Raw genomic sequence first — 12,797 nt, 5'->3', positions numbered from 1 at the left:
CCGGAAACGCGGTTGACCGGCTACCGTGATCGCATGCCGAGCCGCTCAAGAGGACTCACCGCGTCGTGGTTGCTGGGGCTCACCCTCGCTCACGTCGGCGCTCTGGTCCTGGTCTGGTGGATCTTCATCCGCACCCGCCATGGCCAGCTGCTCGACACGGTGGCGTTCAGCGGCAACGTGCTCGGTCAGACCCATGTCCACGGGCTGGTCACGCGGGTGCTGGACGTGATCTCGGTCCTGTCGCTCGCGCTCGCCACCGGCATCATCGGCTTCATCGCGCTGGCTCGCCGCCGGGTGATGCTCGCGATGGTCGCGACGCTACTCGTCGCGGGAGCCAACCTCACCACCCAGGCGCTCAAACACGCCCTGATCCACCGGCCCGATCTCGGCATCGACAGTGACGTCGTCGGCGTCAACAGCCTGCCGAGCGGTCATACGACTGTCGCCGCCTCGGTCGCTGTGGCGTTGGTCCTCGTGCTGCCGCCCCGGCTGCGCGGGACGACCGCCCTGCTCGGCGCCTGCTACGCCGCCCTGACGGCGGTCGCGACCCTGTCTGCCGGATGGCACCGCCCCAGCGACGCCGTCGCGGCCCTGATCATCGTCGGCGGTTGGGCGGCTGGCGGCGGGCTCCTGCTGGTGCTCGCGCAGGACGACCACGCCGTGGTGACCTCGGACGAGGCGCACCCGTACGCCGTCTCGCTGCTCGCGTTCGCCGGGCTCGCGCTGCTCGCCGTCGGCCTCGCCGCGGTGTGGCTCGCCGACCCCGGCGTCGGGGCGCAGGTCGCCGGCCTGAGCCGGCGGCGGATGGTCGCCGCCTACGCCGGCAGCGCGGTCGGCATCGCCGGCACCGCCTGCCTGATGATGATGTTCGCCCTGGTGACCGTGCACCGGGTGGTCCCCCGCCGGCTGCGCGGCGCCCGTCCACCCGAGGCGCGGGCCCGGGTCGGCGCCAGCGCCTGACCGCCCGGTGCGGCGCACACCTCATCGCATTCGCACCGTCCGGCCGGGCTTGTCGGCAATCCGGACGGTCCTTTCTCCCGACGTCGTCAACCTGACCTTTCGGACCGCTCCCACCAAGCCGGTCGGGCTGTTTCTGGAATGCGTTGGCAGCTCCCTACTCGCGAGTAACACTGAGGAGTAGCAACGGCGAAAGGGTGAGCAAGCCATGAGCCAGACCGGACGCGTCACGGAAGTGGAAGCTCGCGCGGTCGCCGAGGCGGCCCGTGAGGCTGCCTGGGCAAAGCCGAGCTTCGCGAAGGACCTCTACCTCGGCCACCTGCGCCTCGACCTCATCCATCCGGCTCCCCGCACCCCCGCGGACAAGGCCGTCAAGGGTGAGGACTTCCTGCAGCGCCTACGCGCCTACTGCGAGACGCTCGACGGTCAGGTGATCGAGCGGGAGTCGCGCATCCCCGACGAGTACGCCAAGGGCTTCGCGGCGCTCGGCGCATTCGGCATGAAGATCCCCGAGGAGTACGGCGGCCTCGGACTCTCGATGGCCGACTACGGGCGCGGCCTGATGCTCGCGGCCTCGGTGCACCCGAGCATCGGAGCGCTGCTGTCGGCCCACCAGTCGATCGGTGTGCCCGAACCCGTGAAGATGTTCGGGACCGAGGAGCAGAAGCGCGAGTACCTCCCCCGCTGCGCGCGGGGGGCCATCAGCGCGTTCCTCCTGACCGAGCCGGACGTGGGCTCCGACCCGGCCCGGCTGTCGATGGCCGCCGTGCCGAGCGAGGACGGCTCCTACATCCTGGACGGCGTCAAGCTCTGGACGACGAACGGCGTCGTAGCCGAACTCCTGGTCGTGATGGCGAGGGTCCCGAAGTCCGAAGGCCACCGGGGCGGGGTCACCGCGTTCGTGGTCGAGGCGAACTCGCCCGGCGTCACGGTCGAGAACCGCAACTCCTTCATGGGCCTGCGCGGCATCGAGAACGGCGTCACCAGGTTCCACAACGTGCGGGTGTCGGCGAAGAACCGGCTCGGCGAGGAAGGTCAGGGCCTCAAGATCGCGCTGACCACCCTCAACACCGGACGGCTCTCGATCCCGGCCATGTGCGCGGGAGCGGGCAAGTGGTCCCTGAAGGTGGCACGGGAGTGGTCGGCCGAGCGCGAGCAGTGGGGCCGGCCCATCGCGCGGCACGCGGCGATCGCGCACAAGATCGCGTTCATCGCGGCCACGTCGTACGCGCTCGAGAGCATCCTCGAACTCTCCGCGGAGATGGCCGACGAGGGTGCGTTGGACATCCGGCTGGAGGCGGCGATCGCCAAGCTGTACGCCAGCGAGAAGTCCTGGCAGATGATCGACGAACTGGTCCAGATCCGGGGCGGTCGAGGATATGAGAGCGCGGAGTCGCTCGCGGCCCGCGGCGAACGCGCCGTGCCGGTCGAGCAGATGATGCGCGACCTGCGGATCAACCGGATCTTCGAGGGATCCACCGAGATCATGCACCTGTTCATCGCCCGCGAGGCGGTGGACACCCACCTGCAGGCGGCCGGCGCACTCGCCGACGTGCACGCCGACCGGACGACCAAGGCGAAGGCCGCGGCGAAGGCGAGCGGGTTCTATGCCCGCTGGCTGCCCAGGCTGGTCGCGGGCAAGGGAACCCGACCGTCCTCCTTCGCGGAGTTCGGCGATCTCGCGCCGTACCTGCGCTTCGTCGAGCGGTCCTCGCGCAAGCTCGCCCGCAACACCTTCTACGGCATGAGCCGCTGGCAGGCGAAGCTGGAGCAACGTCAAGGCTTCCTTGCCCGCGTGGTCGACATCGGTGCGGAACTGTTCGCGATGACGGCGGCCTGCGTGCGGGCCGAACGGCTCCGGCAGGACGACCCCGAACGCGGCGAGGCGGCCTACGAGCTGGCGGCGGCGTTCTGCGCGCAGGCGCAGGTCCGGGTCCGGGAGCTGTTCCGGCGGCTCTGGCTCAACTCCGACAGCAGTGACGACACGCTGGCCCGGCGGATTCTCGAAGGCCGGTACACCTGGCTCGAGGACGGTGTCCTCCACCTCTATCCGGACGGCCCGTGGATCGCGCACGTCAACAACGGCCCCACCCGTAAGGAGAACCTCGCCCGTCGAATGATCTGAACCGACCTGGTGGTCCGGCGCCCTCGAGGCGCCGGGCCGCCGTGCCGGGGTGCCCTGGTCCGACCGGGACGGACCAGGGTGCTCTGCTGTCCGCCGGCGGTGGCCTACGCTGACCTCTCACTATGGCCACGATCTACGACGTCGCCCGTCGGGCGAAGGTGTCCGCCTCGACCGTCTCCCGGGTGCTCAACGGCAAACAGTCGGTCGACGCGACGCTCGCCGAGCGTGTTCGGGAGGCCGCCCGCGACCTCGACTACAGGCCGAACGCGCTCGCCCGGAGCCTGCGCCGGAGCCAGACCCATCTGTGGGCCGTCCTGGTCTCCGACATCAACAACCCGTTCTTCACGGCGCTGGTCCGCGGCGTCGAGGACGTCGCCCAGCGGTCGAGGTACTCCGTTGTGCTCTGCAACAGCGACGAGAACCCCGACAAGGAGGCGAGCTACATCGCGGCGATCCTCGCCGAGCAGATCGCGGGGGTCATCATCTCCCCGACCAACCGCAGCGGCCATCTGCGCCAACTGCTGGACGCCGACGTTCCGATCGTGGCGATCGACCGGAAGGCACGGGGCGCCCGCGTCGACACCGTGACCGTCGACAACACCGAGGCCGCCGAACTCGCCACGAACCACCTCCTGTCGGAGGGGTTCATTCGGATCGCCTGCATCACCGGGCCGCGCGACATCAGCACCGCCGAGGAACGGCTCGAGGGATACCGGCAGGCGCTGCGGGCGGCGGGCCGGGAGTACGACCCACGGCTGGTCCGCTACGCCGACTTCCGCGAGCAGGGTGGCTACACCGCGATGGCCGAACTCCTCGACCACACGCCGCGCCCCGACGCGGTCTTCGCGACGAACAACCTGCTCACCGTCGGGGCGCTGGAGTGCATGGTCGACCGGGGCGTGCGGGTTCCTGACGACGTCGGGGTGTTCGGGTTCGACGACGTGCCCAGCGCGACGCTCATCCGCCCACCGTTGTCCACCATCACCCAGCCCACCTACGACATCGGCCGGACCGCGGCCGAACTCCTGCTGCGCCGGATCGCCGACCCGTCCAGGCCGCCGACGCTCAGCGTCCTGCCCACCCACCTGCACGTGCGGGCGAGCTCACTCAAACGGCCCCGGGGTACCGAAAGCCAGCGTTGACGCCACTGGCGGCGTACTCCGGTCATGGCGTACTCGGTCAGGACTCCTGGGTCGCGTCCTGGGCCGAGCCGCGGAAGGTCCGCCGGTAGGCCTGCGGCGAGACACCGAGCGCGGTCTGCAGGTGCTGGCGCAGGGAGGCCGCCGTGCCGAAGCCCGCGACGCGCGCCACCTGGTCCACAGGGAGTTCCGTCCGCTCCAGCAGGTGCCGGGCCCGCTCGATCCGCTGTCCCGTGAGCCAGCTGCCCGGGCTCAGGCCCGTCTCCTCCCGGAACCTGCGGGTGAAGGTGCGCACGCTCATCCGCGCGTGCGCGGCCATCGCCGGCAGGTCCAGCCGGTCACCGAGGTTCTCGACCATCCACCGTCGGGTCGGCTCGGTGGTGGTGTCGGTCGGCGAGGGAACGGGGCGCTCGATGTACTGCGACTGGCCGCCGTCCCGCCACGGCGGGACCACGCACCTGCGAGCGACCCGGTTGGCGACCTCGGCGCCGTGGTCGCGGCGGACGACGTGCAGGCACAGGTCGATCCCGGCGGCGACACCGGCGGAGGTCAGGACGTCGCCGTCGTCGACGAACAGCACCTCGGGGTCGAGCCGGACCTTGGGGTAGAGCTCGCGGAACCGGTCGGCATGCGCCCAGTGCGTGGTCGCCGGCCGCCCGTCCAGCACGCCCGCCGCGGCGAGCACGAACGCCCCGGTGCAGGTCGACATGAGCCGCCGACCCGCCGCGAGCACCTGCCGCAACGCCTCCCCCACCTCCGGGTCCAGGGCGCCGTCGAACAACGGTGATCCGGTGTGGGTGCCCGGGACCAGGACCGTGTGCGCTTCGGTGAGGATCTCCAGCCCATGGTCGGGCTGGACCGTGAAGCCCGCGCTCGCGCGGACCGGCTCCCCGCCGGGGGTCGCGACCCGGACGACGTAGTGCCGGCGTTCGGCGTCGTCGCGGGCGGACTGGAAGATCTGGGTGGCCGCGCCCAGGTCGAAGGCCACGACGCCGTCCAGGGCGAGCACCGCGATCCGGTGCCGCTGGTCATCGCTCCATCCAGCAGCTGCCATGGCCCGATCCTTGCACAGGTTGGCCTTCGGGCCACTCGTCGAAGTCGGCTTCGTCCGCCAGGCTGGTCCCGTGCCTGAGCCCGTCGACACGTCCGGTTCCCTTCCCCACCCACCGCCCCGGCCCACTCGCTCCACCACCCCGTCCGCGCCGCGCCGCGGCCTCCCGCGGATCCACCGTGCCTGGATCGTCGCGGCGGTGGCCCTGCTCGCGCTCGTGGGCGCCGCGGGGTTCGGCGCCACACCGGGCGTCCTGGTGACCCCGCTGCAGGAGGAGTTCGGCTGGTCCCGCGGCACGATCTCCCTGGCCATCTCGATCAACCTCGTCCTCTACGGGCTCACGGCGCCGTTCGCCGCGGCCCTCATGGACCGGTTCGGCATCCGCCGGGTCCTCGCCTGCGCCCTGCTGCTGATCGCACTCGGCAGCGGGCTGACGGTCTTCATGACGCAGAGCTGGCAGCTGGTCCTGTGCTGGGGAATCCTGGTCGGCCTCGGCACCGGCTCGATGGCGCTCGGCTTCGTCGCGATCATCACCGGGCGGTGGTTCGTGAAGCAGCGCGGCCTCGTCACCGGGGTGCTGACCGCGGGCGGGGCGACCGGGCGACTCATCTTCCTGCCCATCCTCGCCACACTCGCGGTGGGCTCCGGCTGGCGCACGGCGTCGTGGACGGTCACGATCGCGGCGCTCGCGGTCGTACCGCTCGTGGTGTTCTTCCTCTGGAACCATCCGCGTGACGTCGGCGTCCGGGCCTACGGCGCCTCCGAGGACGAGCCCGACGAACCGACGCCGCATCCCGCGGCCGGCCGCGCCCTCGCGGTCCTCGCGGGCGCCGCCCGCACCAAGGCCTTCTGGCTGCTGGCCGTGGGCTTCGCGATCTGCGGCATCTCCACCAACGGACTGATCCAGATCCACCTCATCCCGGCCGCCCACGATCACGGCATGCCCGAGCCGGTGGCGGCGTCCCTGCTCGCCCTGATCGGGGTCCTCGACGTCGTCGGAACGGTCATCTCCGGCTGGCTCACCGACCGGGTACCCGCACCCCTGCTGCTCGGCCTCTACTACGCGCTGCGTGGCGGGTCACTGCTCCTGCTGCCCTCGCTGCTGGACGCCTCCGCGCACCCGAGCCTGCTGATCTTCATCGTGTTCTACGGCCTGGACTGGGTGGCCACGGTGCCGCCGACCATCGCCTTGTGCCGTACGCACTTCGGAACGGCCGGGCCGATCGTCTTCGGCTGGGTCTTCGCCGCCCACCAACTCGGCGCCGCCGTCGCGGCCACCGCCGCCGGGGTGATCCGGGACGACATGGGCAGCTACACCCTCGCCTTCACCGGCGCGGGCCTGCTCTGCTTCGTCGCCGCCGCCGCGTCCATCGGGCTGTCGAGCCGGTCGCCGACCGACGAGGACCAGGGCGAACGCACCGACGAGGCTGGTGAGGGCACAGATGGCCATGACGGGCGTGTAGCTGCCGGAAGTGGTGCGTAGCCAGGCCGCGCCGAGCGGTGTGAGCGCCTTCGAGACCATGAGGAACGCCGCGAGCAGCCCGGCGAGGGTGGCGTAGTCGGCGACGCCGTACCGCTCGGCCACCATCGCCGGCCGGGCGATCGTGCTCACACCGAAGCCGAGCCCGACCGCGAGCACGCAGGCCACCGCACCGATCAGGTCGCGGCCGGCGATCGGCAGCAGCGCCAGGCCGGCCGCCTGGACGACGAAGATCACCGCGACCACGGAGGTGACGGCGAACCGCCGCTGCGCCGCCGTGGTCGCGACCCGGCCGGCGACCGACAAGACGCCGAGCAGCCCGGCGACGCCGGCCGCGACCGTCGGCGAGTGGCCGAGCTCGTGCAGGTAGGCGACCAGGTGCACCCCGATCACGAAGACGCCGACGCCCTGGGTGACGAAGGCCGCGCCGATCATCCAGTACGCCGGATCACGCAGCGCCATTCCAAGGGTGCGCCGACGGTCCGCCGTCGCTGGTGGGTGCGCGCGATCGGCCCGACGGCCTCGGCGCGCCCCACGTGGCGACCGGCCCCTCACCCGGTCGGGTGAGCGGGGCGAGCGCACCAGTGCGTGCAGCGGAACCGTGAGGCAGCCGTAGACCAGCGCGAGGACGACGAGCGCCCGCCGCCAGCCGTACCACTCCACCAGCAGTCCGGACAGCGGGATGAAGATCGTCGAGGCGAACCCGCCGACGATCGTGATGGCGAGCATCGCCGTCCCACGCCGCTGGTCCTGGAACCACGTGACCACGACCGCGAAGGCCGCCTCGTAGAGCACTCCGGCCGTCGCGAGGCCGAGCCCGATCGAGACGGCGTACAACTGCAGGACGTTCTCGACCCGCGACCAGGCCAGCACCAGGCCCGTCGCGGCGAGGGAGCAGCACACCATGAGGGCCCGACCGCCGTGCCGGTCCAGAAAGCGTCCGGCCGGGACCGCCGCCACGGCGGCTGCCAGCAGGCTGAGCGTCTGCGCCGCGGTGATCGCGGTCCGGCCCGCTCCCAGGTCGTGCTGCATCGGGACGAGGAAGACTGCGAACGCGTACGACAGGACGCCGTACCCCGCGGTCGTCGTCACGGCCAGGGCCGCGACGATCCACCACCGAAATGACGTCATCGCCCATATCCTGACCGTTAACCCCAGGTTTACGCTCAGCCGGGTCGATCACGGGCGTTCTGCACGGTGGACCCGGGTGTGCCTTCTCGAAGGCGAGGGGGCACCATCGTGTGCATGGCCCCGATCGCAGAGGACAAGATCAAAGTCCTGCTCCTGGAAAACATCCACCCCGACGCGACCGAGCTGCTCTCGGGCGCGGGATTCCAGGTCGAGACCCACGACGGAGCGCTGGGCGAGAACGACCTCGCCGAGCGGGTCGGCGGTGTCCACCTGCTCGGGATCCGATCGACCACGCACCTCACGAGCGCGGTCCTGGACAAGGCAGACAGCCTGCTCGCGGTCGGTGCCTTCTGCATCGGCACCAACCAGATCGACCTCCCAGCCGCGACCGACCGGGGTGTCGCGGTGTTCAACGCCCCCTTCTCCAACACCCGCAGCGTCGTCGAGCTCGCCATCGCCGAGATCATCGCCCTCACCCGGCGGCTGACCGACAAGAGCCGCGACATGCACGCCGGCATCTGGGACAAGTCGGCCACCGGCAGCCACGAGGTCCGCGGCCGCCGGCTCGGCATCGTCGGTTACGGCAACATCGGCAGCCAGCTGTCCGTCCTCGCCGAGACGCTCGGCATGTCGGTCCACTTCTTCGACATCGACGACAAGCTCGCGCTGGGCAACGCCGTCCGCTGCTCGTCGATGGAGGAGCTGCTCGAGTCCGTCGACATCGTGACGCTGCACGTCGACGGCCGGCCCGGAAACATGGGGATGTTCGGCGAGGCGGAGTTCGCCCGGATGCGCCAGGGCGCGATCTTCCTCAACCTCTCCCGCGGGTTCCTCGTCGACCACGAGTCGCTGCGCCGGCACATCGAGTCCGGCCACCTCGCCGGCGCGGCGGTCGACGTGTTCCCGCAGGAGCCGAAGCGGCGCGGCGAGGCCTTCGAGTCCGAGCTGCGTGGCTTGTCCAACGTCATCCTCACCCCGCACGTCGGTGGGTCGACCGAAGAGGCACAGCAGGACATCGGCCGCTTCGTGGCGTCCAAGCTGCGCCACTACGCCGACGACGGCAACACGTCCCTGAGCGTCAACCTGCCGGCCCTCGCCCTTCCGGAGCGGGTGGGCACGCACCGGCTCGCGCACGTCCACGTCAACACCCCCGGCGTGCTCGCCACCATCAACGGCCTCCTCGCCGAGCACGGGGTCAACATCGAGGGTCAGTACCTCGGCACCCGCGGCCAGATCGGCTACGTCATCACCGACATCGGCGCGCCGGCCTCGGCTCAGGTGACGCGCATCCTCACCGACATGCCGGAGACCATCCGGCTCCGACAGCTCTCCTAGGGGCCGGCCCGGATCTCCTCCGGGACACGGCGCGAAGAAGGAGCGGGCTTCCTCGGCCCGCTCCTTCTTCGTGTCCAGATCCGTTCCTCGCGCCAGACCTGTCCTCGTGTCCAGACCTGGTTGACGCCTCAGCCGGCATTGGTACGCGCCATGAGGTCGTACGCCGTCGCGCCGTCGAGCGACTCCCGGATCACGTCGGCGTGGCCCGCGTGCCGGGCCATCTCCTGGATCAGGGTGAGCAGCATGAAACGCACGGATCGCACGCTCTGCGGCGGGAACCACGGGGCGGGAGGCAACGGGAAGGTGCCGTCCAGGTCGGGCAGGGAGCGGATGAACTTCTCCGTCTCGGCCGCCACGTCGTCCCAGAAGTCGTGCACCCACGCGACCGTCTGCTCACCCTCCAACTCGAAGCTCAGGTGCCAGTTCGTCGTGTCTCGGTGGATCGAGTGCGGGACGCCCTTGGCGTCCTCGACCCAGCCCTGTTCGACCTCGGCGACGTGCTTGAGCAACCCGGCGAGGGAGAGTTCGCTCGCCGACGGCTTCGTGCCGGCCTGCTCGTCGGTGAGGCCGTGGAGCGTGCGGCGGATGGCACGGCGCTGTGCATCCAGGAAGCCGAGCAGCGCTCCGGCCTCGTCGCCGTGGGCTTCCTGGTCTACGAGGGTCCAAGGCATCGGTCTGGCCTTTCGTCGTCGGAGTCGCTGTGTGCGACAACCACGAAGCTGTCCAGCCAAGCGGCCAGTTTCTGTCCTCAATCCGCGCGCCGGAACGAGCCTTTCCGACGTCCCGGGCCCAGCGGACTCCCACGTCGACCGCGAGCCAGCAGGCACCCCTCAGGAGCCGTCGGTCCCACACCACCGCACGTCGTAGGGCAGCGCCGGCGCGGGGCCGTCGTAGCGGACGACCGGCGTCCCGTCCGTGGCATGGTCGACGCTGAACCGCTCGCGAACCGGCTCATCGAATCCGTCCCCCGCGTCGGTGACGAGCAGGCCACCCGGTTCGGCATCGTCGTCGGGGCCGGGCAGGTAGGCCTCGAGGGTGATCTGCCCGTCCCGTTCGGTCGGAACCACGGCTCCCCCGCGGACCAGGACGGGGGTCGCATCGAGTGGCGCGGGCACGCTCACGTGCCCGGGGCCGTCGTAGGCGACTCCGGTACGCCGGTCGTACCACCGGCCGCGCGGCAGCCGGACCCTGCGCTCCCGCTCGCCCTCGGCGAGCACCGGCGCGACCAACAAGGCGTCGCCGAGCAGGAACTGGTCGTCCTCCCAGCGCAGCCCGGCGTCGACCGGATCCGCCCACAACATGGGTCGGACGTACGGCGCCCCGCTGCGGTGCGCCTCCCACGCCAACGTGTACCAGTACGGCATCAGCTCATACCGCTCGCGCAGCGCGGGGCGGACCTGCGCCAGGACCTCCGGCCCCAGCGCCCAGGGCTCCCGCCGCGGCAGCGACGCCGCGCAGTGCACCCGGAAGAACGGCAGGTAGGCGCCGAGCTCGAACCAGCGGACGTACAACTCGTCGCCGGGGTGCCCGTCGAAGCCTCCGATGTCGGGACCGGAGTACGGGATGCCGGAACAGCCCAGCCCGATCGTGAAGGCGAGGCTCATCCGCAACCCCTCCCACGAGGTGCCGATGTCGCCGGACCAGGTGCCCGCGTACCGCTGGAGCCCGGCGAAACCCGACCGCGAGAGCAGGAAGGGACGCCGCTCAGGGCGGAGCCGGTGGACGCCCTCGAACCCCGCGTGGTTGAGCAGCAGCGCGTAGAGGTTGTGCGCCTCCCGGTGGTCGCCGCCCCGGCCGTCCAGGTCGTGCCGGGTCGACAACGGCAGCGTCCCGTCGCCCCAGGCCGCGAACACCGACGGCTCGTTCATGTCGTGCCAGAAACCGTCGACACCCATCTCGGTGTAGGTGCGGTAGAGCCCGCTCCACCAGTCCCTGGTCCGCTGCGCCGTGAAGTCGGGGAACACCGTCGCGCCGGGCCAGACCACCCCGGTCACCACATGGCCGTGGGCATCCCGGCAGAACACATCAGCCGTGAGCCCGCTCCGGTAGACCGGGTCCCGCCGGTCCTTCGCGACGCCGGGGTCGGCGATGACGACCACGTGGACGCCGCGTTCGCCGAGGGTGGCGGCGAGACCGCCGACGTCGGGGTAGCGGCGGGTGTCGACGTTGAACGGACGGTGCCGGTCCAGGTGGTCGATGTCGAGCCACATCGCGGACAACGGCAGGTCGTGCGCGGCGAACTCCGCGGCGACGTCGCGCACCGCCTCCTGACTGCCATAGCCCCAACGGGACTGCTGGTAGCCCAGGGCCCATCGAGGCGGCAGGGCAGGGCGCCCGGTCAGCGCGGTGTAGGCGTCGAGCGCCTGGGCGGGCGTCCCCGGAAAGACGTAGTAGCGCAGTGGACCGCCGCTCAGCCGGGTCGTGACCTCCTCGCCGACCTCGATCGAGCCGTCGTGGCTGTTGTCGTAGAACACCAGGTGGCCGCCTGAGTCGGCGGCCACGAGGTAGACCGGGACCGACAACGAGAGCGGGTCGTCGCCGAGGGCGTAGGTGCCGCCCGGGTCGGAGTTCCAGAGCCGGTACGTGCGCCCCTGCCGGTCCGATCGGGCGCTGCGCCCGCCGAGCCCGAGGACCGCCGCGTCGCTGTCGAGCACGCTGCGGTGCGCCCAGGTGTCGCCCTCCCAGCGCGGTGGCGGGTCGTAGCGCAGTGCGCGCGCCTCGGTCCCGCCGACGTCCGATCCCCCGGTGCCTGATCCCCCGGCGCCTGATCCCCCGGTGTCCACGTTCGCGGTCGTCCGGAAGGTCAGACCGCCACCGTGGTCGACGGTGACGGTCAGGTCACCCGCACCCACGGACCAGCCCTCCCCCGCCCGACCGAGCCGGCTGTCCTCGGCCGGCGCCGGCCCTTTGCCTCGCGTGGACCGCTCGCCGAAGACCCCGAGCGCGTACGACGGTGTGGGCGCGGCGCCGTTCCAGCCCACGAAGATTCCGCCGCCGGAGAGGAACTGGACCTCCAGGGTCACGCGGTCGGCCGAGCGCGGCAGGGCCGCAGACCGGGGCGTGGCCGGTGTTCGGCCCGCCGTGGGCCGGGACGTCCCGCCGGCCCAGATCGGCCGAGGTTCGACGGCAGGTTCGGCGGTACCGGACTGGACCACGGTGAACGAGAAACGTGCACCACCCGGTATCTCGACGGCGCTCTCCAACCGGCCCGGCATCCGGGCGGGCCGCGGCGTGGCCTCGGGAAGTTGGCGGTCCAGCCAGCCCCGGTAGAGCGCGTAGCGGACGGCCCGGAGGCTGTTCTCCCAGCCGACCAGCTGGAACGACCCGTTCAGCGCGCGGATCCGGTCGAAGACACTCTCGCGGGCCCGCAGGCGCAGGTGCCGCAGCCATCCACCGCCAACAGGCGGCACCGCCTCCGTTCCGTCGGCGGTTCGGAATCGGGTCGGCTGCATGCAGGCTCCCTTCTCACGGGCGACGCTCGTCTCGCGGGCGAAACCGTCAGCCTATGGCGTGTGGCAACAGGATCTGTCGGTCACCTTCGTCGGCTTCGGCCCCAACGCAGACCTTCGTTCATGGGTC

8 protein-coding genes and 1 pseudogene are annotated in these 12,797 nt (G+C 71.3%); 5 read left to right on the top strand and 4 right to left on the bottom strand.

What is annotated here, in order from left to right:
* Nucleotides 1-33 precede the first annotated feature (33 nt).
* The 3 genes from HEB94_RS22815 to HEB94_RS22805 all read left to right on the top strand — a co-directional run bounded on the left by HEB94_RS22815 (nucleotide 34) and on the right by HEB94_RS22805 (nucleotide 4,224).
* On the top strand, nucleotides 34-960 hold the full coding sequence (locus HEB94_RS22815) for a phosphatase PAP2 family protein (protein ID WP_192751782.1): 927 nt from the start codon (nucleotides 34-36) through the stop codon (nucleotides 958-960).
* A 205-nt stretch (nucleotides 961-1,165) separates the two neighbouring features.
* The gene (locus tag HEB94_RS22810) at nucleotides 1,166-3,082 is read left to right on the top strand and encodes an acyl-CoA dehydrogenase family protein (RefSeq protein ID WP_192751781.1); all 1,917 of its coding nucleotides are present in this window, start codon (nucleotides 1,166-1,168) and stop codon (nucleotides 3,080-3,082) included.
* 122 nt (nucleotides 3,083-3,204) lie between these two features.
* Nucleotides 3,205-4,224: a LacI family DNA-binding transcriptional regulator gene (locus tag HEB94_RS22805; protein WP_192751780.1), complete on the top strand. Its 1,020-nt coding sequence runs from the start codon at nucleotides 3,205-3,207 to the stop codon at nucleotides 4,222-4,224.
* 37 nt (nucleotides 4,225-4,261) lie between these two features.
* Here the strand turns inward: HEB94_RS22805 and HEB94_RS22800 are convergent, their stop codons facing one another.
* Entirely contained in the window at nucleotides 4,262-5,275 is a 1,014-nt protein-coding gene (locus HEB94_RS22800) for a GlxA family transcriptional regulator (protein WP_192751779.1), read from the bottom strand.
* Nucleotides 5,276-5,345: 70 nt separating this feature from the next.
* On the opposite strand from HEB94_RS22800, the gene HEB94_RS50900 reads away from it, so the two are divergent.
* On the top strand, nucleotides 5,346-6,755 hold the full coding sequence (locus HEB94_RS50900) for an MFS transporter (protein ID WP_337917923.1): 1,410 nt from the start codon (nucleotides 5,346-5,348) through the stop codon (nucleotides 6,753-6,755).
* Here the strand turns inward: HEB94_RS50900 and HEB94_RS22795 are convergent.
* A pseudogene (locus tag HEB94_RS22795) lies at nucleotides 6,744-7,883 on the bottom strand (MFS transporter); the annotation flags it as partial. The gene HEB94_RS50900 and the pseudogene HEB94_RS22795 overlap by 12 nt on opposite strands.
* 114 nt (nucleotides 7,884-7,997) lie before the next feature.
* Here HEB94_RS22795 and serA point away from each other — a divergent pair.
* Nucleotides 7,998-9,218, top strand: a complete 1,221-nt coding sequence (gene serA / locus HEB94_RS22790) for a phosphoglycerate dehydrogenase (RefSeq protein WP_192751777.1) — start codon at nucleotides 7,998-8,000, stop codon at nucleotides 9,216-9,218.
* 128 nt (nucleotides 9,219-9,346) lie between these two features.
* Here serA and HEB94_RS22785 read toward each other — a convergent pair whose 3' ends face one another.
* Both HEB94_RS22785 and HEB94_RS22780 read right to left on the bottom strand, forming a co-directional pair.
* The gene (locus HEB94_RS22785; RefSeq protein WP_192751776.1) at nucleotides 9,347-9,889 is read right to left on the bottom strand and encodes a DinB family protein; all 543 of its coding nucleotides are present in this window, start codon (nucleotides 9,887-9,889) and stop codon (nucleotides 9,347-9,349) included.
* A gap of 159 nt (nucleotides 9,890-10,048) precedes the next feature.
* Nucleotides 10,049-12,670, bottom strand: a complete 2,622-nt coding sequence (locus HEB94_RS22780) for a glycoside hydrolase family 31 protein (RefSeq protein WP_238361599.1) — start codon at nucleotides 12,668-12,670, stop codon at nucleotides 10,049-10,051.
* Between the last annotated feature and the right edge of the window lie 127 nt (nucleotides 12,671-12,797).

Origin of the sequence: Actinopolymorpha pittospori (genome assembly GCF_014873875.1) — a bacterium.
Classification (GTDB): Bacteria; Actinomycetota; Actinomycetes; order Propionibacteriales; family Actinopolymorphaceae; genus Actinopolymorpha; species Actinopolymorpha pittospori.
The sequence above is the reverse complement of the archived record's forward strand: the minus strand, read 5'-3'. Positions and strand labels throughout refer to the sequence as shown.